21 protein-coding genes are annotated in these 22,196 nt (G+C 69.8%); 8 read left to right on the top strand and 13 right to left on the bottom strand.

What is annotated here, in order from left to right; all coding sequences use genetic code 11:
* Positions 1 to 43 precede the first annotated feature (43 nt).
* Both OG259_RS08990 and OG259_RS08995 read right to left on the bottom strand, forming a co-directional pair.
* Positions 44 to 616 carry a DinB family protein gene (locus OG259_RS08990; protein ID WP_328941774.1) on the bottom strand — a complete coding sequence of 191 codons (573 nt, stop codon included), beginning with the start codon at positions 614 to 616 and terminating at the stop codon, positions 44 to 46.
* A gap of 133 nt (positions 617 to 749) precedes the next feature.
* A complete protein-coding gene (locus tag OG259_RS08995) occupies positions 750 to 1,001 on the bottom strand; it encodes a helix-turn-helix domain-containing protein (RefSeq protein ID WP_266898469.1) in 252 nt (83 codons plus the stop codon).
* 32 nt (positions 1,002 to 1,033) lie between these two features.
* On the opposite strand from OG259_RS08995, the gene map reads away from it, so the two are divergent.
* Positions 1,034 to 1,801, top strand: a complete 768-nt coding sequence (map, locus tag OG259_RS09000) for a type I methionyl aminopeptidase (protein ID WP_328941775.1) — start codon at positions 1,034 to 1,036, stop codon at positions 1,799 to 1,801.
* Between the two features lie 63 nt (positions 1,802 to 1,864).
* Here map and ggt read toward each other — a convergent pair whose 3' ends face one another.
* The gene (gene ggt, locus OG259_RS09005; protein WP_328941776.1) at positions 1,865 to 3,676 is read right to left on the bottom strand and encodes a gamma-glutamyltransferase; all 1,812 of its coding nucleotides are present in this window, start codon (positions 3,674 to 3,676) and stop codon (positions 1,865 to 1,867) included.
* Between the two features lie 105 nt (positions 3,677 to 3,781).
* On the opposite strand from ggt, the gene OG259_RS09010 reads away from it, so the two are divergent.
* On the top strand, positions 3,782 to 4,516 hold the full coding sequence (locus tag OG259_RS09010; protein ID WP_328941777.1) for a hypothetical protein: 735 nt from the start codon (positions 3,782 to 3,784) through the stop codon (positions 4,514 to 4,516).
* On the opposite strand, the gene OG259_RS09015 is transcribed toward OG259_RS09010, so the two are convergent.
* Positions 4,467 to 5,756, bottom strand: a complete 1,290-nt coding sequence (locus OG259_RS09015; protein ID WP_328941778.1) for a cytochrome P450 — start codon at positions 5,754 to 5,756, stop codon at positions 4,467 to 4,469. The two genes, OG259_RS09010 and OG259_RS09015, sit on opposite strands and share 50 nt — an antisense overlap.
* Positions 5,757 to 5,845: 89 nt before the next feature.
* Between OG259_RS09015 and OG259_RS09020 the strand changes: the two genes are divergently transcribed.
* Positions 5,846 to 7,108: a hypothetical protein gene (locus OG259_RS09020; RefSeq protein ID WP_328941779.1), complete on the top strand. Its 1,263-nt coding sequence runs from the start codon at positions 5,846 to 5,848 to the stop codon at positions 7,106 to 7,108.
* 114 nt (positions 7,109 to 7,222) lie between these two features.
* Complete coding sequence (locus OG259_RS09025; RefSeq protein WP_443051936.1) at positions 7,223 to 8,773, top strand: CocE/NonD family hydrolase; 1,551 nt, start codon at positions 7,223 to 7,225, stop codon at positions 8,771 to 8,773.
* A 38-nt stretch (positions 8,774 to 8,811) separates the two neighbouring features.
* On the opposite strand, the gene OG259_RS09030 is transcribed toward OG259_RS09025, so the two are convergent.
* The 9 genes from OG259_RS09030 to OG259_RS09070 form a co-directional block, all read right to left on the bottom strand.
* Positions 8,812 to 9,669: an amino acid ABC transporter permease gene (locus OG259_RS09030; protein ID WP_328941780.1), complete on the bottom strand. Its 858-nt coding sequence runs from the start codon at positions 9,667 to 9,669 to the stop codon at positions 8,812 to 8,814.
* Entirely contained in the window at positions 9,666 to 10,310 is a 645-nt protein-coding gene (locus OG259_RS09035; RefSeq protein ID WP_328941781.1) for an amino acid ABC transporter permease, read from the bottom strand. Before OG259_RS09035 ends, OG259_RS09030 begins: the two co-directional genes overlap by 4 nt.
* An 18-nt stretch (positions 10,311 to 10,328) precedes the next feature.
* Positions 10,329 to 11,249 (bottom strand): glutamate ABC transporter substrate-binding protein, encoded by a 921-nt coding sequence (locus tag OG259_RS09040; protein WP_328941782.1) that lies wholly within the window; start codon positions 11,247 to 11,249, stop codon positions 10,329 to 10,331.
* Between the two features lie 14 nt (positions 11,250 to 11,263).
* Positions 11,264 to 12,010, bottom strand: coding sequence for an amino acid ABC transporter ATP-binding protein (locus tag OG259_RS09045; protein ID WP_266898445.1), 747 nt, complete (start codon positions 12,008 to 12,010; stop codon positions 11,264 to 11,266).
* 161 nt (positions 12,011 to 12,171) lie between these two features.
* Entirely contained in the window at positions 12,172 to 12,615 is a 444-nt protein-coding gene (locus OG259_RS09050) for a DUF6278 family protein (RefSeq protein ID WP_328941783.1), read from the bottom strand.
* A 149-nt stretch (positions 12,616 to 12,764) separates the two neighbouring features.
* A complete protein-coding gene (locus OG259_RS09055; RefSeq protein ID WP_266898441.1) occupies positions 12,765 to 13,544 on the bottom strand; it encodes an exodeoxyribonuclease III in 780 nt (259 codons plus the stop codon).
* A gap of 63 nt (positions 13,545 to 13,607) precedes the next feature.
* Complete coding sequence (locus tag OG259_RS09060) at positions 13,608 to 14,240, bottom strand: MBL fold metallo-hydrolase (protein ID WP_328941784.1); 633 nt, start codon at positions 14,238 to 14,240, stop codon at positions 13,608 to 13,610.
* A 9-nt stretch (positions 14,241 to 14,249) separates the two neighbouring features.
* Positions 14,250 to 15,500: a bifunctional 3-oxoadipate enol-lactonase/4-carboxymuconolactone decarboxylase PcaDC gene (pcaDC, locus tag OG259_RS09065; protein ID WP_328941785.1), complete on the bottom strand. Its 1,251-nt coding sequence runs from the start codon at positions 15,498 to 15,500 to the stop codon at positions 14,250 to 14,252.
* A 320-nt stretch (positions 15,501 to 15,820) separates the two neighbouring features.
* Complete coding sequence (locus OG259_RS09070; RefSeq protein WP_328941786.1) at positions 15,821 to 16,954, bottom strand: hypothetical protein; 1,134 nt, start codon at positions 16,952 to 16,954, stop codon at positions 15,821 to 15,823.
* A gap of 442 nt (positions 16,955 to 17,396) precedes the next feature.
* Here OG259_RS09070 and OG259_RS09075 point away from each other — a divergent pair, with 442 nt between their 5' ends.
* The 4 genes from OG259_RS09075 (at position 17,397) to OG259_RS09090 (ending at position 22,116) form a co-directional block, all read left to right on the top strand.
* Entirely contained in the window at positions 17,397 to 18,629 is a 1,233-nt protein-coding gene (locus tag OG259_RS09075) for a hypothetical protein (RefSeq protein ID WP_328941787.1), read from the top strand.
* A gap of 219 nt (positions 18,630 to 18,848) precedes the next feature.
* The gene (locus OG259_RS09080) at positions 18,849 to 19,799 is read left to right on the top strand and encodes a hypothetical protein (protein ID WP_328941788.1); all 951 of its coding nucleotides are present in this window, start codon (positions 18,849 to 18,851) and stop codon (positions 19,797 to 19,799) included.
* A 103-nt stretch (positions 19,800 to 19,902) separates the two neighbouring features.
* Positions 19,903 to 21,078, top strand: a complete 1,176-nt coding sequence (locus tag OG259_RS09085) for a hypothetical protein (protein ID WP_328941789.1) — start codon at positions 19,903 to 19,905, stop codon at positions 21,076 to 21,078.
* A gap of 48 nt (positions 21,079 to 21,126) precedes the next feature.
* Positions 21,127 to 22,116, top strand: coding sequence for a hypothetical protein (locus OG259_RS09090; protein ID WP_328941790.1), 990 nt, complete (start codon positions 21,127 to 21,129; stop codon positions 22,114 to 22,116).
* The last annotated feature ends 80 nt before the right edge of the window (positions 22,117 to 22,196 follow it).

Here is a 22,196-nt window from a genome sequence, read left to right on the forward strand (position 1 = left end):
GGGCCGGACTCTCCGGACCCGGCCCGGACCCGCCCGGAGGGCGTCACTGGCCCACCCGGCCGTCGACGCACTCGCGCAGCAGATCGGCGTGTCCGCAGTGGCGGGCGTACTCGTCGATCCGGTGCACCATCAGCTCCCGGATCGCGATCTTGTCCCTGCCCACCCGCGCGCCCAGGTCCGGGTGCTCGGCCAGTTCGGCGTCGAGCGCCGCCTGCTCGCGCTCCAGATCGGCGTACGCGGCGTCGACCACGGCCTGTTCGGCGACGGCCCCGTGGAAGTCCGCGTCCTTCTTGCCGTACAGCTTCGGCAGCGGTTCGCCTTCGGTGATCCAGTTGCGCCAGTCCCGCTCCACCTCGGCGAGGTGCCGGATCAGGCCGAGCAGCGACATGGTCGACGGCGGGACCGACCGGCGGGCGAGCTGCTCCGCGTCCAGCCCCTCGCACTTCATCCGCAGGGTCAGGCGGTAGTCCCGCAGGGAGTCCTGCAGCGTCGCGACCTCGCCCTCCGGGCTGGAACCGCCGTTGTTGTTGCGGGGGTCATCGTCCGGGTCCGCCCACATGTCGGGGTAGACGGTCGCTGTGGTCCATCGTGCGGGTTCGTCGCTCATGCGTCGCATGATCGTCCGCGCCGGTCCGATCCGCCATCGAATTCTCGCTTCGGCGTTCCCCCGGGGCCGGGGCTGGGATCCGGGGCTCGGGGTCCGGGGCTCGGGGTCCGGGGCTCGGGTTCCGGGGCTCGGGTTCCGGCCGTCAGACGGGCACGAGCGCGCACCGGACGATCAGCTCGTCCATGGAGAGACCGAGGACGCCGGCGAGGGCCGCGACGGTGAAGAACGCCGGGGTCGGGGCCCGGCCGGTCTCGATCTTGCGGAGGGTCTCGGCGGACAGTCCGGCGGCCGCGGCGATCTCGGCCATGGACCGTTCGCCGCGCGCCTCACGCAGGAACAGGCCGAGGCGCTCGCCGCGCTCGCGCTCTTCGGGGGTCAGGGGTGTGCGCACCATGACGCCATTCTAATACCGGTATAGTAATTGGAATGGTGGAGATCAAGACGAACGAGAACCTGGCCGCGATGCGTGAGGCGGGGCGGGTGGTGGGCCGTGCCCTCGCGGCCGTACGGGAGAAGGCGGCGCCCGGCGTCACGCTGTCCGAGCTCGACCGGGCGGCGCGGGAGGTCCTGGCCGCGGCCGGCGCCGGATCACCCTTCCTGGACTACCACCCGGAGTGGGCTCCGGTGCCCTTCCCGGCGGTCGTGTGCCTCTCCGTGAACGACGCCATCGTCCACGGCATCCCGGACGGGACGAGGCTCGCCCCGGGCGACCTGGTCTCCGCGGACTGCGGGGCCTTGCTGGGCGGCTGGGCGGGCGACGCGGCGATCAGCTTCACGGTCGGCCCGGCCCGGCCGGAGGACGCCCGGCTGATCGCCGCGGCGGAGGAGGCACTGGCGGCGGGCATCGCGGCCGCCGTCGTCGGCAACCGCATCGGCGACATCGCGCACGCGATCGGGCAGGTGTGCCGCGCCGCCGGTTACGGCATCCCGGACGGCTTCGGCGGCCACGGGATCGGCCGCACGATGCACGAGGACCCGGGCGTCCCCAACGAGGGACGACCGGGCCGCGGCATGAAGCTGCGCCACGGGATGGTCCTCGCGATCGAGCCGATGCTCATCGGCGGCGGCACGGACGACCACTACACGGCGCGCGACGGCTGGACGATCCGGACGCTCGACGGCTCGCGCGCCTCGCACGCCGAGCACACGGTGGCGATCACGGACGAGGGCCCGCGGGTGCTGACGGCGCTGTAGGACGCACGTCCGGCGGAGGCGGAGGAAGAAGAGGAAGGGGCACCCGCGTGCCCCCTCCCGCCGCTACTTCCCCGCCGGCCTGACCACCATCGCCGACCCGCCGCCCCTGCGGACCGTCTCCGCGGCGGCCACCCAGCGGCCGTCCGGCAGACGCTGGACACCCGTCGCCGCGCCGATCTCCGGGTTCTGCCGGAAGCCGTGCCCGATGGCTTCGAGCTCCGCCCTGACCGGGCTGTTCCACAGACCCGGTTCGAGTTCGGTGGTGGCCTGGTTGCGCTGGCTGGCGCGCGGCGCGGCGATCGCGTCGACGAGCGGCAGGCCCCGGTCGACGACCCCGGTGAGGGTCTGGAGGACCGTGGTGATGATGGTCGCGCCGCCCGGCGACCCGAGCGCGAGGACGGGTCGGTCGTGTCCGTCGAGGACGATCGTCGGCGAGATGGAGGAGCGCGGCCGCTTGCCGGGTCCCGGCAGGTTCGGGTCGTGCACCGCCGGGTTCGCCGGGGCGAAGGAGAAGTCGGTCAGCTCGTTGTTGAGCAGGAAGCCCCGGCCGGGCACGGTGATGCCGCTGCCGCCGGTGGACTCGATGGTGAGGGTGTAGGCGACGACGTTGCCCCACTTGTCGGCCACCGTGAGATGGGTCGTGTTCTCCCCCTCGTACGTGGTCGGGGCCGCCGTGCCGCCGCTCGCGCACGGCACCGGGCTGTTGGGGTCGCCGGGCGCGAGCGGGCTGGTCAGGGCGGCGTCGTCGCGGATCAGGCAGGCGCGCGAGTCGGCGTACCGCTGGGAGAGCAGGCCGCGCGTGGGCACGGACTCGAAGGCGGGGTCGCCGACCCAGCGGCCCCGGTCGGCGAAGGCGATGCGGCTCGACTCGATGAAGCGGTGCAGATAGCGGGCCGGGGAGGCCTTCGCGAGGTCGGCGCCCTCCAGGATGTTGAGGGCCTCGCCGACGCTCGTACCGCCGGAGGAGGAGGGGGGCATGCCGTAGACGTCGAGTCCCCGGTACGCGACCTTCGTCGGCTTGCGGAACTCGGTGCGGTACGCAGCGAGATCACGCTCCGTCAGATCACCGGGGCGGACCTTCCGGGTGGCGCCCTCGCGCACCTGGGGCGCCCGGACGGTGTTCACGATGTCCCGGGCGAGCGGGCCACGGTAGAGCGCGCCGATGCCCTCGCGGCCGAGCGTCTTGTACGTACGGGCCAGGTCGGGGTTCTTGAAGACCGAGCCGACAACGGGCAACTGCCCGCCCGGCAGGAAGAGTTCGGAGGACGCCGGGAAGTCGCGGAACCGCGCCTCGTTGCCCGCGGTCTGCGCCCGGAAGGTGGCGTCGACGGTGAAGCCCTCGCGGGCGAGCCGCTCGGCGGGTTCGAGCAGGGTGCCGAGCCGCTTGCTGCCCCAGGCGTCGAGGGCGGTCCTCCAGGTCGCCGGGGTGCCGGGGGTACCGACGCCGAGGCCGCTGGTCATGCCCTCCTCGAAGGGGATCGGCGCCCCGTTCTCCACGAAGAGGTTCGCGTCGGCGGAGCGGGGCGCGGTCTCGCGCCCGTCGACGGTGTGAACGGTGCGGCTCTTCGCGTCGTAGTACACGAAGTAGCCACCGCCCCCGATGCCCGCGGAGTAGGGCTCGGTGACGCCGAGGGCGGCCGCGACGGCGACGGCGGCGTCCACCGCGTTGCCGCCCTTGCGGAGGACCTCGACGCCGGCGGCCGAGGCGTCGGCGTCGACACTGGCGACGGCACCGCCGTAGCCGACGGCGACGGGTTCCTTGACCGGGGGTGGCGGCGCGGCCGGCGCGGCCGTGGGCGGAGCGGCGGCACCCATCGAGAGCACCGTCGCCGCGACGGCGAGAACGGAGACCTGCCCAGCGGCGGAACGACGCATTCCCTACCTCCAGTCAATGACCGTCCGCGCAGCGTAACTTCCCTCGGCCCCTCCCGTCAGGACCGCCTCGAACAAGGGGCCGTTTCCCCGCTAGCATGCGCGCCCATGGACGAAGACCTGCGCAACATCGTGCTCGGGGTGCTCGCGACGGGTGTCAGCGCATCCTTCGGCTGGCTGGGCCGCACCTACTTCTGGCGGCGCAAGCTCCGCCGCAAGCAGGAGTTCTTCGGGCTGCCCTCCGGTTCGGACTGCCTGCTCGTGGTGAACCGCCTGGCCGGCAGCGAGCGCGGCGTGCACACCACCGACGTTTCGGCGCTGCTCGAACTGTCGGCGCTGGTCAAGGACTGCGGGGCGCGACCCCGCATCGTGCAGCACGACACGGCCCGTCAGGGACTCGGCGAGATAGCCGAGTTCTGCATCGGCGGCCCCTACTCCAATCGGCGCATGGCAGCCCATCTGCCCAACCTGCTGCCGGGACTCACGATGAACGTCGAGCAGGAGCCTCCCGAGGACCGGGGGATGTTCACCGTGGCCGGCGAGACCTACCGCGCGGAGTCGGGCGTCAGCGAGTACGTCGTCCTCGCGCGCGTCACCCGCGGCGAGGGCGGCCGGCCGGTGTTCCTGCTCTGCGGCCAGGCCGCGGTCACCAATCAGGCAGCGGCGCGGCATCTGGCCCGCCACTACCAGGCACTGGCCGGCACATACGGATCGGACGGTTCCTTCGCGCTGCTCCTGAAGGTGGTCAACTCGCAGGCGTACGGCCCCGATGTCGTGGAGCTCGTGGCCGATGTCACGCGCGCGGCGCGGACGGCTCCCGTAGCCGAACCGGCAGCGACTTGATGCCGTTGATGAAGTTGGAGACCAGGCGCCGCGGCGGTCCGGCGAGTTCCAGGCCGCCGCAGGCCCGGCGCACCTCCTCGTGGAGCACCCGGAGCTGAAGCCGGGCGAAGTGGGCGCCGAGGCAGACGTGCGGACCGTCCCCGAAGGAGACGTGCGGGTTCGGGCTCCGGCCGAGGTCCAGGCGGTGCGGGTCGGGGAAGACCCGCTCGTCGTGGTTGGCGGAGGCGTGGAAGACGACGACCTTGTCGCCGCGTCGGACGGCCTGCCCGGCGAGCTCGGTGTCGGCTGTGGCCGTGCGCCGGAACGAGAGCACGGGCGGGTGAACGCGGAGGAGTTCGTCCACCGCCGTGCGGGTGCCGACCTCACCGCTCCACAATCTCCGCTGTTCGTCCGGGTGTTCGGCGAGGGCGAGGAGTCCGCCGGGGGCGGCGCTGCGGACGGTGTCGTTTCCGGCGACGGTGAGCAGGAAGAAGAACATCTCCAGTTCTGCGTCGGCGAGTTCGGAGGACGCGAGCGTGCTCATGACGTCGTCGGCGGGGTGTTTCCGCTTGTACGCGGCGAGTTCCTGGGCGTAGCCGAACATCTCGGCCAGCATGGCGGGCGAGCGCGGATTGACGGGTCGTCCCGCTGCGTCGAGGACGGGCGGCTCGTCGGGGTCCTGGTACGCGATCACCCGTTCGGTCCAGGTGTGCAGCAGGCCCCGGTCGCTCGCGGGCACGCCGAGCAGATCGGTGAGATTGAGCAGGGCGTAGTCGTCGGTGACGGCCCGGACGAGGTCCACCTCGCCCCCTGCCGTGACAGCCCGCACGACCGACTCCCGGGCCCGATCCCGCGCGGTGGCCTCGAAACGCTCGATCCGACCGGGCGTGAAGGCTCGACTGACGAGTCGCCTCAGCCGACCATGCTGGGGCGGATCCTGATTGAGCATCATGCGGCGGATGAACGGCAGATCGGCGGGGTCGGGGTCGCGGATCTGGGTGGCGCCGAGTCGCGAGGAGTACGTACCGGAGTCCTTCAACACCCGGACGACATCGGCGTGCCGGGTGACGGCCCAGAATCCCGAACCGGCGGGCCACCCCAGGATCTCGGGCTCCTCCTGCCACGCGACGGGCGCGTGGTCGCGCAGGGCGCGGAAGCGGTCGTGCGGGATCCCGGTCGCGTAGATCCGTGGGTCGAAGACGTCGGGTACGCCGCTCGAATCCTCCACCGCACCTCCCGTCAGGGGTGATGACGTATCCATCATGACAGGTCAGAGGCGGTTTTCGTAGGACTGATCGCACACTTCGACAGCCTTGTCCGGCGCCTCCCCCGGATCCCAGAATCGCCGTCATGAATCACTCCGAGAACGTCGATCACGATGCGGTGCTGCGGGCACGGACGATGCTGCTCGGATCCGACAGGCCGAGCCTGTCGCAGGAGGTCCAGGCGTACCGGGTGCTCGCACGGGTGAGCCCGGCGCCCTATCTGCCGAAGCTGACGCGGGCATTGGTCTCGTACGGAGACCAGGTCGGGGACCAGGGCGGCATGGAACTGCGGCTCGCCCTCCACGCGGAGGCGGCGGACGCCGCCCGGCGCATCGGCGCCGACGAACCGAACAGGGCTGATGTGGTCTGCGACGTCCTCAGCTCGTACCAGCGCACGCTGCTCACCGTCGGGCGGCGAGCCGAGGCCTTCACGGTGTGCGAGGAGATGGCCGAGGCGGGGCGGATCGCCTTCGAGCGAGGTCACGTGCAAAGCCCTGTGTACGGGCATGGGCGGCTGGCGACGATGCTCGCCGAGCAGGGGGACCACGGGGAATCGGCCGAGATCCGCGGGAGGGGTGCCGCACGGCGGGGGCCGGAGGTCTGCTTCTGGACCACGGTCGAGTGGGCGGCGGAGCTGGACGCCGCCGGGCGGCACGAGGATGCCCTGACCGCCTTCACGGAACTCGTGGACCATTCCAGGGCCGAGGTGGCGACCAAGGCGACGTCCCTGGCGAACCTGGTGTGGGAACTCACCCACCGTTCACAGATGTTCGATGCCGCCGGCCGACGGGAAGAGGCCTCGGCGGATCGTCAGGAGGTCCTGCGCCTCCTCGCCCGTCTGGCGGAGGCGGGCGAGCCCAGGGTCTGGAGCAACATCCTTTCCTGGTGGGTCACCCTGTTCGCCCTGTCGGGTCGGGCGGCCGAGCCCGCCGCGTCCCGGGAGGCGCCCCAGCCACCGTTCGGTGTCGCCTTCCTCCACTGGTCTCCCGACACGAGGGAGTCCTATCTCGGCGAGATCCCCGCGCTGGAGACGCGGGTCGCCGAACTGACCGGGGCCGGACGGTTCTCCGGGGCGGTGGGGGCGCATCACCGGCTGGTCCGGCGTTCGGCCGTCCTCCACGAGCGGCGCACGCACCGGATCGAGGAGTGTCTGCGCCCCCTCTTCGACGAGGGCGTGGCGCTGGCCCGGCGCCTTCCCGACTCGCCGGCGGTCATCGCCCGCGCTCTCGCCGACCGCGCGATGTTCCTGGTCGCCGCGAAGCGGTACGGGGAGGCACAGGCGGACTTCGCGGAGGTCGTCGGCCTCTTGGAGGGCGCCATCCGGCCACCAATCGTTACCCGCACGTAACTTACCGACTGGTTACCACGGGTAAAGCGCCCAGGTTACCGTCGGGTCACTTTCACTGCCCCCCATCAGTGCCCGGTGCTGCCCACCCAGCAGCGCCCCAGTGAGGAGTGACCCGTGCGACGCACACCCCTGGCCCTCGCCGTCTCGGCCGCCCTCGTGGCCGGGACGGCCCTCGCGCTCGCGCCCGCCGCCCAGGCCGGAGAGGCAGCGGGCACCGACATCCGCTTCGTGGACATCACCGGGGAGGGCGGCACCGTCCTCAAGGCGAACGTGGTCACCCCCGCCGGCACCGGCCGCCACCCCCTGATCGTGCTGCCCACCAGCTGGGCGATGCCGCAGATCGAGTACCTCGCCCAGGCCAAGCAGCTCGCCGACTCGGGTTACGTCGTGGTGAGTTACAACTCGCGCGGCTTCTGGCAGTCCGGCGGGGAGATCGAGACCGCGGGGCCGAAGGACATCGCCGACGCCTCCAAGGTGATCGACTGGGCCCTGGCCAACACCGCCGCCGACCCCGCCCACATCGGCATGGCGGGCGTCTCGTACGGCGCGGGGATCAGCCTCCTCGCCGCCGCCCACGACCCGCGGATCAAGGCCGTCGCCGCGCTCAGCGGCTGGGCCGACCTCATCGAGTCCATCTACAGCGGCCGCACCCAGCACCTCCAGGCCGCCGCCCTGCTCGGCGGCGCCGGCTACCTCACCGGCCGCCCCGGTCCCGAACTCAAGCAGATCCTGGGCGACTTCCTCTCCTCCAACCTGGACAAGGAGGAGGACATGATCGCCTGGGGCCGCAAGCGCTCCGCCGTCGAGCAGCTGGACCGGATCAACGCCAACGGCGCCGCGATCATGCTCGGCAACGCCTGGGGCGACACCATCTTCCCGCCCAACCAGTACGCGAGCTTCTTCGAGAAGCTCACCGGCCCCAAGCGCCTCGAATTCCGTCCCGGCGACCACGCCACCGCCGAGGCCACCGGCCTGTTCGGCCTGCCCAACGACACCTGGACCAGCGCCCACCGCTGGTTCGACCGCTACCTCAAGGGCGTCGACAACGGCATCGACCGCGAGCAGCCCGTCCAGCTCAAGTCCCGGTCCACCGGCGGCTACGAGGGCTACCCCGACTGGAAGTCCGTCCACGCCGACCAGCGGAAGTTCGACCTCGGCGGTACGCAGCGGGTCTGGGCGAACATCGACTCCGGCGCCAACGGCGGCATCACCCTGCTCACCAACGCCCTGGACCAGTTCCTCCGCACCCCGCCCGTCGTCTCCGTCCCCCTCCTCCCCCGCGCCTTCGCGGGTGTCTGGCAGTCGGAGCGGTACGACACCCCGCAGCGGGTGCGCGGCACGGTGAGGGTGCACACCACCGTCACCTCCACCAAGGAGAGCGGCACCCTCGTCGCCTACCTCTACGACGTGGGCCCGCTCGGCGTGGGCAAGCTGGTCAGCAACGCCCCGTACACCTTCCACGACCGGACGCCGGGGAAGTCCTTCGGCGTCGATCTGGAGCTGTTCTCCACGGCGTACGACGTACCGGCGGGGCACCGGCTCGCGCTCGTCGTCGACACCGTCGACCCGCTCTACATCGAGCACAACCCGACCGGCGCGCAGCTGACCTTCTCCTCCCCCTCGGCCGACCCGTCGTACGTGTCGGTACCTCTGCGGAAGGAGTGATCACCGGCTGCTGCCGGGCGGGTGCGGCTCCTCGCTCGCTACTGCGGTCCCGGCAGCAGCGTCCCTGGGTCGGCCGGAGCAACGTCCACGGCCTTCGTCTTCGGGTTGCGGCGCTCTCTTCCGGCCACCCAGGTGGCGAACCAGGAGAGCAGCATGCACATCCCGATGTAGAGGGGTGAGATCACCAGGACGACCGGGATGAACGGAAGGTCGTAGTCCAGGTTGGAGGCGATCAGCTTGCCCGCGTGCAGGAACTCCTCGTAGGTGATGAGGAATCCGAGCGAGGTGTCCTTGAGCGCGACCACCAACTGGCTGATGATGGCCGGCAGCATCGCGCGGACGGCCTGCGGCACCAGGACGTAGGTCATGACCTGCGTCTTGCGCATGCCGAGCGCGTACGCGGCCTCGCCCTGGCCGCGCGCGACGGCGTGGATGCCGGTGCGGAAGACCTCGGCGAGCACGGAGCCGTTGTAGAGGGTCAGTCCGGCGACCAGCGCGGGCAGCGGCTGCACCTTGAGCGCGACGAAGATGAAGAAGATCATCACGAGGACGGGCATGGCGCGGAAGAACTCGACGAGCAGGGTCGAGATCCAGCGGAGCACCCGGTGCTCCGAGAGGCGGCCGGTGGCGAGGACCGCGCCGAGGGCGAGCGACAGCACCGAGGCGTAGGCGAAGGCCTTGAGGGTGTTGCCGAGCCCTTCGAGCAGCAGTTCCTGGATGCCCTCGTAGAGGAAGGGCGACCACTTGGTGTACGTGAACTGTTCGGTGTCGAAGAGGAGATAGAGGATCCAGCCGGCCAGCGCGAGGAGCACCACGGTGGACGCGAGGCCGTAGAGCAGGTGGCGCCGCCGGGCGTTGGGCCCGGGGATGTCGTAGAGGGCGGTGGACTCGGTCATCGGGCGACTCCCCAGCGCTTCTCCAGGACGTTGAAGACGGCGCTGATGGTGAGGGTGATGATCAGGTATCCGACGGCGATCCAGACGAAGGTCCAGACGATGTTGTAGCCCAGTTCGCTCAAGGTCTTGTAGGTGCCGAGGAGTTCGGTGACGCTGAACGCGCCGGCGATCGCCGAGTTCTTGGCGAGGGCGATCAGGGTGGAGCCGATCGGCGGGATGACCGTGCGGAAGGCCTGCGGCAGGACCACCGTGCCGAGGGTCTGCGAGAAGGTCATGCCGAGGCTGCGGGCCGCCTCGCCCTGCCCGCGCGGCACGGTGTTGATGCCGGAGCGCAGCACCTCGCAGATGAAGGCCGAGGTGTAGCAGCCGAGGGCGAGGACCGCGAACAGCTCGAAGGGCAGCACGAGTCCGAACCGGGGCAGGCCCAGCATGACGGCGAAGAAGAGCAGGGTCAGCGGGGTGTTGCGCAGGAGGGTGACCCAGACCGTGCCGAAGACCCGGAAGGAGCCCACCGGCGCGACCCGGAACGAGGCCATGAGGAAGCCCAGGACGAGGGCCAACGCCGAGGAGTAGACGGTGAGTTCGACGGTTCCCCAGAATCCCTCGGCGTAGAGCGAGAAGTTTTCGGTCAGGACGTCCATGTCGGGAGGCTCCTCTCGTCAGCTCGCCGGGTAGCGGTCGATGGGGGGCGGTGTCGGGGCGGGGACCCCGGAGAGGCCGAGGGTGGCGTCGTAGGCCTTCTTCCAGTCGCCGTTCCTCTCGTGGGCGGCGAGGGCGTCGTCGAGGGCGAACCGCAGGGCGTTGTCACCGCGCGGGACGCCGATGCCGTAGGGCTCCTCGGAGAACGGCTTGCCGACGACCTTGAGTTCGTCCGGGACCTTGGCGGCATAGCCCATGAGGATCGTGTCGTCGGTGGTGACCGCGTCGACCTGGTAGGTCAGGAGGTTGTCCACACAGGCGGAGTACGTGTCGTAGGCGACGAGTTCGGCCTCCGGGTAGTCCTTCTCGATCCGCTGGTACGGGGTGGAGCCGGCGGCCGAGCAGACCCGCTTGCCCGCCAGGTCCTGGGGGCCCTTGATGTCGTTCTCGTCGGTGCGGACCAGCAGGGACTGTCCGGCGAGGTAGTAGGGCCCTGCGAAGCCGACGAGCTTCTTGCGGTTGTCGTTGATGGTGTAGGTGCCGACGTAGTAGTCGATCTGCCCGTTCTGCAGGGCGGTTTCGCGGTTGGCCGAGGCGATCGTACGGAAGTCGATGCCGGCCGGGTCGAAGCCGAGGGAGGCCGCCATCATCTTGGCGATCTCGATGTCGAAGCCGGAGTAGCGGCCGGTGGCCGGGTCCCGCTCGCCCATGTAGGGCTGGTCCTCCTTGGCGCCGACGACGAGATGTCCGCGCTTCTTCGCCCGGGTCCAGGTAGGGGAGTCGGGCAGGGTGAACCCCGACTGAACCTGGTAGACGGGGAGTTGATCGGGCTGCGGGCCCTTGACGGGCGGGCTGCCCTCTCTGCCGCAGCCGCCGAGCACCGCCGCCACGGCGAGCAGCAGGGCGAGCGCGGGCAGGGTGGTGCGGTGCGTGCGCTGCATGCGTCCCACCCCGCTCAGTGCTTGAGGATCTTGGACAGGAAGTCCTTGGCGCGCTCGCTGCGCGGGGCGGTGAAGAAGTCCTCCGGCGCGCGGTCCTCGACGATCTTCCCGTCGGCCATGAAGACGACCCGGTTGGCGGCGGAACGGGCGAAGCCCATCTCGTGGGTGACGACCACCATCGTCATGCCCTCGTGGGCGAGTTGCTGCATGACTTCCAGGACCTCGTTGATCATCTCGGGGTCGAGGGCCGAGGTCGGCTCGTCGAAGAGGAGCGCCTTGGGGTCCATGGCGAGGGCGCGGGCGATGGCCACGCGCTGCTGCTGGCCGCCGGAGAGCTGCGCCGGGTACTTGTCGGCGTGCGCGGCGAGTCCGACGCGTTCGAGGAGTTCGCGTGAACGCCGGTCCGCCTCCTCCTTCTTGCGCTTGCGGACCTTGATCTGCGCGAGGGAGACGTTCGCGAGGACGGTCTTGTGCGCGAAGAGGTTGAACGACTGGAAGACCATGCCGACCTCGGCGCGCAGCCGGGCGAGTGCCTTGCCCTCCTCGGGGAGCGGCTGTCCGTCGATGACGATCTCGCCCGACTCCACGCTCTCCAGGCGGTTCATCGCCCGGCAGAGGGTGGACTTGCCGGATCCGGACGGGCCGATGACGACGACCACCTCGCCCCGGCCGACGGTGAGATCGATGGACTGGAGGACGTGCAACGTGCCGTAGTGCTTGTTGACGCCACGCAGTTCGATCAACGGATCGACGACGGCCATACGCTGCCCTGCCCCATTTCTCAGCGGTGTCGAGTCAGCGCAAACTATCCAGCAGAAAAGGGACTTCACGCCCGACACGCATGAAACAGGAATAAGCCGTATTTACTGCAAAAGGGTGGTGGAGGCGGCGGTGCGGACCCTGCCCACGAGGGCCGTCCGCATCAGTGCTCGGCGGCCTCCGCGTACACCTGGGAGAGCTCCGGCGAGCCCGTCATCGCCCAGTCGAGACCCGACTCGACGACCTGGATCTCCCGGCCGGAGGCGAGCCGCACCACCGGGCCACCGCCCGGCCACACCTGCCAGCGGGCGCCCGGCACGTTCCGCACGATCACGGTGCCGAGGTAGAGCCCGGCGTCGTTCCCGATCCAGGGCAGTTCCTCCGGATCGTCGCGCCAGCGGGGCGGCAGCTGGTCGAGCTCCTGGAGGGAGCGCGGGGTGTCGTCGAGCGCCACCCCGGACTCCGCGACCCGGGCACGCAGCAGCTCGCACTCGGCGAGCAGCTCGGCCACGCCCTCGGGGTCACGGTCGAAGGCCGCCACCAGCGGGGCGTCGGCCGACTCGCGTTCGTGCCGCTTGAGCCAGTTGTCCAGAAACGGAATGTTCATCCGAACAGCCTTGCACCGTCACCTCCCGGTCGACCACCCGGCGCGCGGAGATCGTTTCCGCCGCCGGGTCGGTCCGGGGCCGCCGTACACCGAGGTCAGGCACCCGCCGCGGGGCAACCCACCCGTGCCACGTCGGCACGTCCGCGCGTCTAGACGTCGAGGTCGACCACGACGGGCGCGTGGTCCGACGCGCCCTTGCCCTTGCGCTCCTCGCGGTCCACGTAGCTGTCCGTGACCGCCTCGGCGAAGGGCTTGTTGCCGTAGACCAGGTCGATGCGCATGCCCCGGTTCTTCGGGAAGCACAGCTGGCGGTAGTCCCAGTACGTGAAGGGGTGGTCGTACTTGAGGGGGCGCGGGACCACATCGGCCAGACCGGTCTCACGGAGGCCGGCGAGCGCGGCCCGCTCGGGCTCCGTCACGTGCGTCAGGCCCTCGAAGGCCGACCGGTCCCAGACGTCGTCATCGGTCGGCGCGATGTTGTAGTCGCCGAGGACCGCGAAGGGCCGGTCCCCCGCCGCGTCCTCCGCGACGGCCGCCTTCAGGGCCTCCAGCCAGCGCAGCTTGTACGCGTAGTGGTCGTGGGCGACCTCCCGGCCGTTCGGCACGTACACCGACCAGACGCGGACCGGGCCGCAGGTCGCGGAGATCGCCCGGGGCTCCTCGGCCCCGTCGTACTCCGGACCGCCGGGCAGCCCCGTGACCACGTCCGCGAGGCCGACGCGGGAGACCAGGGCCACGCCGTTCCACCGGCCCGTGGCGTTGACCACGGACTCGTACCCCAGGGCGCGCAGCTCCTCGGTGGGGAACTGCTCGGCGGTGCACTTGGTCTCCTGGATGCACAGCACGTCCGTGCCGCTGCTCTCCAGCCAGGCCAGGAGCCGGGGCAGCCGGGCAGTGATCGAGTTGACGTTCCAGGTGGCGATGCGCATGAGCGCAAGCCTACGTGCGGGGTCCGACAATCGGCGCCTCGCCGGGCAGCTGCCGCGCCGGGCTCAGAGCTCGGCGGAGGCGCCGGGGGCGAGCCGTTGGTGGTCGGTCCCGCCGAGGGCACCGATCTGACGGTCGTAGATGGGCCGGGCGAGATCGGTGAGCAGCGCGTCGTGGATGTCGTAGGCCCGGCGCGGCTTGAGCTCACGGACGTAGTCGATGACCTCGGAGATCTTGTTCCACGGGGCCATGACGGGGAGCAGCAGCGTGTCCACCGGCCGGTCGGGCACGGTGAGCGCGTCGCCGGGGTGGAAGACGGCGCCGTCCACGAGATACCCGACGTTCGTGATGCGCGGGATGTCCGGGTGGATCACGGCGTGCAGCTCGCCGTGCACCTGGACGTCGAAGCCGGCCGCCGTGAAGGTGTCGCCGTGACCGACGGTGTGCACCCGGCCGGGGAAGGCCGCCGAGAGCTGGTCGGCGACGCTGCGCAGCGTCCAGATCTCGGCGGCCGGGTTGGCGCCCAGGGCCGCCCGGAGGCGGCTCTCGTCGAAGTGGTCGGGGTGCTCGTGCGTCACGAGCAGGGCGTCGGCCCCGAGGACCGCGTCCTCCTCGGTGAACATGCCGGGGTCGAGGACGAGCGTCCGCCCGTCCTTCTCCAGCCGCACGCACGCGTGGGACTTCTTCGTCAGCTTCACGGGGCCAGATTACGCCGGGGGCGTCGTCTCCTCCTCGACCACTCGGGCCACGACGCGCAGCGCGGTCTCGGCGGCGGGGAAGCCGCAGTACACGCCCGCGTGGAGCACGATCTCGCGGAGTTCCTCGGCCGACAGGCCGTTGCGGAGGGCCGCGCGGGTGTGGTCGGCGAGGGCCTCCCGGTGGCCGCCGGCGATCAGGGCGGTGAGGGTGACGACGCTCCGGGTGCGCCGGTCGAGACCGTCCCTGCTCCAGACCTCGCCCCAGGCGTACCGGGTGACGAGGTCCTGGAAGACGCCGTCGGGGTCGTCGGCGAGCGCCCGGTCCACATGGGCGTCACCGAGGACCTCGCGACGCAGCCCGAGCCCCTGCTCGTACGGGTCGGGGCGGCCGGCCTCGGTGGGCTCGGCGGCCGGGGCGGGCTCGGCGACGGGCGCCGGGGCCGCGGGCAGGGGCGGCGCGGTCAGGGTGCCGCTGGTGTCCGGGGCCGTACCCGCGAAGTGCTCGATGAGCAGGTCGGTGACGGCGGCGGGCTGCTCGACGGGAGCCAGGTGCGAGGCGCCGGGGACGACGGCGAGCCGGGCGTCGGCGATCCCCGCGACCAGGGTGCGGGCCTCGGCGGGGCCGGTGACCTGGTCCTCCGAGCCGACGAGGACGAGGGCGGGGATGGCGATCCGGTCCATGGCATCCCGGACGTCGAAGACGGCGAGGGCCTCGCAGGCGGCGATGTAGCAGCCGGGGTCGGTCGTGCGGACCATCTGCACCGCCCAGTCCACGATCGCGGGCTGCGCACCGGCGAACAGCGAGGTGAACCACTGCTCGGGCGCGGTGCGGGCCATCGGTTCCAGGCCGTTGGCGCGGACGATGACTCCGCGCTGGCGGAATTCGTCGGCGGTGCCGAACCGGGGCGAGGTGGCGACCAGGGCGAGGGAGGCGACCCGGTGGGGCGCGCGCAGGGCCAGGTCGAGGCCGACGGCTCCGCCGAGGGAGCAGCCGGCGTACCCGAAGCGCTGGACGCCGATCGAGTCGAGGGTGGCGAGCAGCCGGTCGCCGAGCTCGGCGACGGAGGTGAAGGGTTCGGCGGGTGCGCCGCCGTGCCCGGGAAGGTCGAATCGGACGACCCGCCAGTCCCGGGTGAGCTCCGGTATCTGCCGGTCCCACATGTGCCAGGTCGTCCCCAGCGAGGGTCCCAGAACCAGGACCGGAGCTTCTTCGCGGCCGTCGAGTCGGTATTGCAGGGTGTTCGTCGGTGTCTCACTCACCCGCAAGACCCTCTCATCTCTCACGACCGCCGCTGTGACTGGGGCACGACTGCACGGGTTCGGCCAGGTGGAAGACCTTCCGGGGCAGCACAGTGTTCGAGGCGTCTGACGATGTCGCGCCGGGTCTTGTCGTCCTTGATGCGGCGTTGCGCCGGCGATGCGGCGTTGCCCCGCCCGGAGCCCGGCGGACACAGGAGCCGGCCGACCACACCAGCCGGTGTTCGCGCCGACCCCGCGGCCCGCTCTCGCGGCCGAGGGGCAAGCCCGGCCCGGTGACGCCGATGCCACAACAGGCCTGTTTCGGCGATGAGTTCGGCATTTCACTGTGGCAGCGGGCCGGGAGCGAACTTCGGCTGGTGCAGCAGCGCGCCTCCTGGATTGGCAGTAGGGATCCTCGAGAAATACGCTGCATTTGAGCTGACTGAGACGGCGATACCCAGCCCCGTACCCATTTTGCTGCCCAGCCCGACGAGCATCGAACCCGAATCCCCATTATCGGGCTTTTCGCCAGAAGTGACCTCTACGCGCACAACGCCCCTGAAGCAGTAGAAGTTGGCCCGATCGTCACCAAATGCCTTGATGAGCGCATAAGCATTTTTGATGAGCCCTTCATGCATTCCGGTCTTTGCTCCCACGAAACCCACGCGGAGTCCATAGGCGGACCCTTTGTATGTTTCAAGATCCGCCTGCTGCGATATCGTGGCAATGTCGGTGATTCTGACACTCTGGCTCGGTTGGGGCCAAAAGGCGCACAGGCCCTCAGGTCCGATCGCGTAGCTTGTCGCGGCGCGCTTCGGAATGGCCCACGCGAGGTCGTAAGTGTTGAAGTAGAACGGCCCCTCGGCGCCTGCTGGGTAGACGAAGAGGGGGTAGGAATTTTCCACCTTTCCGATTTTCATATTCCTGGAGCTCCATTTACCCGGAGGGTGCAGCTCATACCCGTTCGGCGGCTGGTAGATGAACTTGGACGGTTCCATCTTCTCCTCGGTCACGGATCCATCGTCCGACCTCAGCGTGTTAAGGCAATGGCCTGCAGTAAAAATCCTGCGCACGCCGCCCCAGTCGGCGACAGCCATCGTCCCGTCGAGCCACTCTTTGCCGTCATGGGACCGAATACCTATTCCGAGCCCGCCCCAGGCCGGGCGCGCATACCAGCCCAAATATCCGCTACAGAGGGTGGGGGGGGCGACTTCTATCACGTCCGTCGGCGTGAGTGTTCTGGCTGCGGATGTTCCCGGATCGACTGTCAACGTCTCCACGGTGGGCGGAATGTGCAGCTCTCCCACCGCGAGGGCTGATGTCCGCTTCTTTTCCAGTACCTGGACGCAGATTGCCCATTCGCGCGTCACCCGACCACCGGTGACCTTGTACCTCATGTCGAGCCCGACGACATTCGGATCGTACATCCAATGCGCTACGGACTCATGCAATCGATCGCTCGGGAATGCCTTCACGTTATCCGTCCTTGACCAGGCCGCATGGCGATGAGCCTTCTCGGTGGGGCGACAACGGAGGGTGAACGTGCCGGTCGCCGTGTTTCGACCCCCACCGGCGCTGCCGGTGCCGACGGCGACCCGCACATTGCCGGCCGATCGGTCGGCAGCGTGCCGCTCCATTCATCTACCCACCGTTCACGGTTTCCCGCATCTTGCGGCGGGAGTGTCCGACGTCCGGGCGGAGGCTCTCGGCGAGCGTGTCAACTGCCCATGCTGACCAGCCAATCGGCCCTCCCTTCCACGTGCGACAGCTGCCTCGGAGGTGCATCGTGGAGGGAGGGCAGCGGTCGTGCCACCGGTCCGAACTCCGCCGGGTGGGGCAGCGGTAGGAGGTGGCCGGGGCAGTGGGGCCGCTGCCGTGGCCTGCCTGACGGATGGAAGGAACGGGGGCGTGAGAAGGATGGCCGAAAAGGTTTTCAGCATCATCGAGGTGGCCGAACAGGACGGGAAATGGGGGTACTCGGACATCAATTTCTCCGAGGAGGAAACACCCGATTCCCCGGAGTCCGACGGTGGGCCGGTGTGGCGCCAGGTCAGTCCGGTGGCGATCGCGGGAAGCGGGCTGGCGGCCCTGGGATCGACTGAGGACGATCGACGGGTCTTCTACCAGGACCTGAACAGAAGCCTGGTCGGAGCGTCGTACAAGCCTTCGCTGCCGGACGGTCGATGGGACGGATACCGGGTGTTCACCACCGAGATCGGTGCCCCCACCGCCGATGCGGGCAGTGCGCTGGCGGTGACGGGACACGTCGGGGGCCTGGGGGTCTACTACTTCGACGACGGCCGGCTCGACGGCGGTCGGCGCTTGGTACGGCTGGAGGAACGGTCGCGGGAGTGGACGTACGACGTGTCCGACGACACCCCGCGAGGTTCGTCGATCAGTCCGCTGTCCGCTGTCACCACCGAACAGGGCGAATACGTCTACTACCTGGACGGGCTGGGCCACATCGTCGAGGCGTCGTGGCTCGGGACGGAGGGGTGGTCGGTCGACGATCTGACGTCCGGCATCGAGGCGTGCCCGACGCCCGCCCCGCTCAGCCGGCTGACCGCCGGCGTCTGCGGTACCGGTTCCCGGTGTGTGTACTTCCTCGACGAGAGCGACAGGCCCGTACAACTGGAACGCACCGTCATCGGGGGGACGAAGAAGCGTCCGGAAAGCCGCGTGGTGTGGCAGGTACGCAGCCTGTCCGTCTACGGAGCCCCGGCCGCGGCAGCCGGCAGCCGGCTCGCGGTCCTGCTCACCGCGGAGGGCCATCCGCAGCTCTACTACTTGGACACCGACCGGATGGTGGTCGGGGTGGGGTTCAACGGCCGCGGCTGGGACGTCGACCGTGTGGGCGTGAATGCCGACGATGGTGCGGGCACTCCTCCGGCCACCGCCGGCAGCTCACTGGCCGCGGTGGCACGTGCCGATCGCCCGGGGGCCCAGGTGTACTACCTGGGCACCGCCGACTACCCCGGTGAGGGCGACAACCACCTGATCGAACTGCAGGGGTCGGGGTCGGGGTACACGTGGACCTCCCGCTCCCTGGGTGCCGAGCTGGACCTTCCCGCTGTCGCCACCGGCGTTCCGAGCCCGATCACCGCCATCTGCACCAGCGGCCCGCGCGTCTACTACACGAGCGAGGAGTAGACGCCGCGGGCGCCCCGGCGCTGTGCCCGCCCGCGGCGCTGACGGCGCCCGTGCGGCCGACCACGCGACGGGACCGCCCGCAGGGCGGTCGGGCCGGGCCGCGCACGACACCCGAACCGCCTTCCGGACCTGATGCGGTGGCGGGAGTGACGGGGCGTCCGCCGCGCCGTCGCGGACGGCAGGCGCCGATCGCCTCTCCGGGAAAGGGAGGACCATCCCATGCGCATGAACGACACCTATCAGGACGCCGTGAGCGGAACCCTCGCCTCCGTGGACAACGGAAGCCGGACGAACATGACGGTCACCAACGGCACGCCCGTACATCTATGGGTGTACTGGGTCGGGTTCGACCGCCTGCTGTACGGCCGCAACAAGCGGACGAACAGGCTGGCCCCCGGCTACCCGGGCCAGATCCTGGACCCCGGAGCGACCATCACCTGGAAGAACATCGACCGGTCCTACTACTTCGTCGCCAAGGTCGGGTACTCGGGCGCCTTCGCGGCAGTCTGGAGGGCCGACCGGAACAACGCCGCCGTGACCCTCACCGGCCGCGACCTCCTGGACCCGGACGACATCGGGGAGACTCCCGTACCCACCGGCTCCGTGATCGTCCCACCCCACGGACCGAGGATCCTGGTAGGGACGGGGACACTGCAGAAGAACAGGTTCGTCACCCGTGAGCAGTTCTGGCAGCGTCTGCCGAACTCCTACAGCCTGGCAGCGGGCGAGGACAAGACCGTCGACTACACGCAGACTCAGGGGATGCAGGAAAGCTCGTCCGACACCAGGACGGTGACAGGCTCGGTCAGTGCCAGTGCCGGCGGCGGCTGGGGCCCTTTCAGCGCCTCCGTCAACGCCTCCCTGAGCCAGTCCTCGACCAAGTCCCAGCAGGTCACCGTGTCCACCCAGACGACCAGCTTCACGTCGAACCAGTACTCCAACGACGACAGCCACGGGTGGATGTGCCTGTTCTGGCAACTCACCGACGTCCTCACCGTGTTCGACGAGACAGGGACCCAGTTGGCGTCGATCGTCTCCGCCACGGGCCCGTCCGTCGTCTGGGGCCCCGTCGACGTCGACAAACTGGTGAAGGAGGATCTGGACCCGCCCGCCCCGCCCACCGAAATCCGACACGACACTCCCGAGATCGTCTCCGTCCGGCCGGCCTAGGCGGCCCCCTCGTACCTCGGCTCACCGCGACAGGCCGATCGAACAGCGGCACACACCACGGACCCCGAGAGCAGGGTGCACCCACCAACAGCTGGAGGAGATCATGGCGACAACGGGTGCCCGACCCATGGGCGTGACCCAGGGCGGAGGCTACACGGCTGTCATCGAAGTGGCTCAGCAGCCGGATGGCTCGTTCCAATGGACCAACCTCAACATCGCCGCGGGCAGGGACGTGGGACGCGGCATCCTCAGACCAGCCCCCTTCCCGGCCCTGACCAGCGGCTTCGCGGCGGCCGGCTGGGGATCGGACAGTCGGCGCGTGTACTACGCGGACACCGACGGCGCCGTCATCGAGCTGAAGACCGACGGAGGCCGCTGGCAATTCCTCAACCTCACCAGCAGCCTCGGCGTCCCCGCGGCCCGGTGGAACAGTCCGCTGACGACCGGCGGCATGCGATTCGGAACGATGATGGTCTATTACGTGGACGAGGGCGGCGGACTCATCGTCCTGAAGTCCATGAAGCCCCTGAAGTCCGAGCGCACCTGGCACTCCGACATCGCCGACTTCATCCCCACGGTGCCGGCGATGAGTCCGCTGGCAGCGCTGCAGAACGCCCGAGGCCGCTTCGTCTACTTCTTCAACAAGAACGGCCACGTCATCGAGGTGGAGGGATTCGGAAAGCCGCCACGCCGGATCTCCGATCTCACGAAGTTCATGAAACTCCCCTCTCCCTCCCCACTCAGCGGGTTGACCGCCACAGGGTGGGGCAGCGACCACCGGCGCATCTACTACGCGGACACCAGCGGCAGCCTCATCGAGATGGCGAGGAGTTACGGGGACGGGGACGAGAACGGCAGATGGTCGTCGAGGAACCTCTCCAGCCAGGGTGTCAGACGGCTCAAGGACGGAAGTCCGCAGGCGGCCGCGTCGGCCGACGGCACCCTGAAGGGCGTCGCACTGGTGGGCTGGGGATCCGAACCGCTCTGGGCGAACTGGGAGAACGGCTGGTCGACCCAGGAGATCGTCACGACCGCGGCCGCGAACAGCTCCGTCGCATGCGCGGCGACCACCGACGGCCGCCCCTGGGTGTCCTACGTGGACTGGAACAATCACCTCTCCCTGTGGAGAGGGCCGGGGTCGGACTGGAACTGGTGGGACCTGACCGACGGGCTGGACCTTCCGGCCGCCGCCAAGGTCGCCACGCAGGGGCCACTGGCTCTGGTACAGACCGAGCACGGCACGCGCATCTACTACCTCACCGACGAGCCCGACTTCTGAACGGCTCTGCCGCGCACGCGAATGCGCGGCAGGTGATCGGAGCTCACCATGCGAATGAACGACAACTACCGAGCGGCCCTCGCGGGCACCCTCGTCTCACCCCTCAAGGAGTTCAGGGCCTCGGTCCTCGTCATCAACGACCTCTCCATCCCCCTCGACGTCTTCTACGTCGATCAGTCCGGCAACCTGTGCGGGCCCGACGAGGACGGGAACTGGACCGCGGGCCTGCCCGGACTCGTCATGGACCCCGACGGTGACAACGTCGTGATCACCGGCGACTGTTGGGCCGGCAGTTACTGGCTGGCCAAGTCCCACTACTCCGGCGCCTTCGCCGCCGTACTGCAGAACCCCGCGGGCAAGAGCACCCTCACCTTCTCCGGTTTCGACCTGCTGGACCCCAACGACATCGGACCGATCCCCCAACCCACCGCGGACATGCTCATCCCGCAGGACGGCCCCAGCGTCCTGGTGGCCACCGGTCTCGTCCAGCACGGCACCACGACCCGCACCCCGGTGAACACGTTCGCGGACGACCAGGTCGGTCTCGGCGTGGCCGTCACCCGCGAGCAGTTCTGGCACTGCACGGGAGAGTCCTACAGCCTCGCGCCCGGCGAGACCCGGACCGTCAGTTACACCGTCACCCAGGGCATGCAGGAGAGCAGTTCGCAGAGCGATACCACCAACGCGTCCGTCGGCGTGAGCGCCAGCGCCGGCTGGGGCCCGTTCAGCGCATCCGTCTCCGCCTCCCTGAGCGAGTCCTCCACCTCCACCCAGCAGCTCACCGTGTCCACCCAGACGACGTCCTTCGTCTCCAGCACCTACCAGAACCTCGGCGAACACCCCGAGCTCAACCTCTTCTGGCAGCTGACCGATGTCGCCACCGTCTACGACGAGGACGGCCAACCCATCGCCTCCGTGATCTCGGGCGAGGCCCCGTCGGTCGTCTCCGGCCCCTGGGACGTCCAGGAGATCGAAGGCACGAAGAAGAAGAGACTGGAGCGGAAAGACAGACGAGACCGGCCCGCCGACATGACGTAGGCAAGGTCTCCCCTTCGGGAGGGCCGTGCTTCCGTGACGTGTTCCCCATGCGCCTGCGTTGCGAAACGGTCGTTCCGGAC

This window comes from Streptomyces sp. NBC_00250 (assembly GCF_036192275.1).
Classification (GTDB): domain Bacteria; phylum Actinomycetota; class Actinomycetes; order Streptomycetales; family Streptomycetaceae; genus Streptomyces.

Bases quoted from the DNA above. Each gene is read 5' to 3' on its own strand.
- OG259_RS09085 (WP_328941789.1), top strand. From the start codon at position 19,903: ATGGCGACAACGGGTGCCCGACCCATGGGCGTGACCCAGGGCGGAGGC.
- OG259_RS09035 (WP_328941781.1), bottom strand. From the start codon at position 10,310: ATGGACGTCCTGACCGAAAACTTCTCGCTCTACGCCGAGGGATTCTGG.
- OG259_RS09010 (WP_328941777.1), top strand. From the start codon at position 3,782: ATGGACGAAGACCTGCGCAACATCGTGCTCGGGGTGCTCGCGACGGGT.
- map (WP_328941775.1), top strand. From the start codon at position 1,034: ATGGTGGAGATCAAGACGAACGAGAACCTGGCCGCGATGCGTGAGGCG.
- OG259_RS09090 (WP_328941790.1), top strand. From the start codon at position 21,127: ATGCGAATGAACGACAACTACCGAGCGGCCCTCGCGGGCACCCTCGTC.
- OG259_RS09075 (WP_328941787.1), top strand. From the start codon at position 17,397: ATGGCCGAAAAGGTTTTCAGCATCATCGAGGTGGCCGAACAGGACGGG.
- OG259_RS09050 (WP_328941783.1), bottom strand. From the start codon at position 12,615: ATGAACATTCCGTTTCTGGACAACTGGCTCAAGCGGCACGAACGCGAG.
- OG259_RS08990 (WP_328941774.1), bottom strand. From the start codon at position 616: ATGCGACGCATGAGCGACGAACCCGCACGATGGACCACAGCGACCGTC.
- OG259_RS09080 (WP_328941788.1), top strand. From the start codon at position 18,849: ATGCGCATGAACGACACCTATCAGGACGCCGTGAGCGGAACCCTCGCC.
- OG259_RS08995 (WP_266898469.1), bottom strand. From the start codon at position 1,001: ATGGTGCGCACACCCCTGACCCCCGAAGAGCGCGAGCGCGGCGAGCGC.
- OG259_RS09030 (WP_328941780.1), bottom strand. From the start codon at position 9,669: ATGACCGAGTCCACCGCCCTCTACGACATCCCCGGGCCCAACGCCCGG.
- OG259_RS09020 (WP_328941779.1), top strand. From the start codon at position 5,846: ATGAATCACTCCGAGAACGTCGATCACGATGCGGTGCTGCGGGCACGG.
- OG259_RS09015 (WP_328941778.1), bottom strand. From the start codon at position 5,756: ATGGATACGTCATCACCCCTGACGGGAGGTGCGGTGGAGGATTCGAGC.
- ggt (WP_328941776.1), bottom strand. From the start codon at position 3,676: ATGCGTCGTTCCGCCGCTGGGCAGGTCTCCGTTCTCGCCGTCGCGGCG.
- OG259_RS09055 (WP_266898441.1), bottom strand. From the start codon at position 13,544: ATGCGCATCGCCACCTGGAACGTCAACTCGATCACTGCCCGGCTGCCC.
- OG259_RS09040 (WP_328941782.1), bottom strand. From the start codon at position 11,249: ATGCAGCGCACGCACCGCACCACCCTGCCCGCGCTCGCCCTGCTGCTC.
- OG259_RS09045 (WP_266898445.1), bottom strand. From the start codon at position 12,010: ATGGCCGTCGTCGATCCGTTGATCGAACTGCGTGGCGTCAACAAGCAC.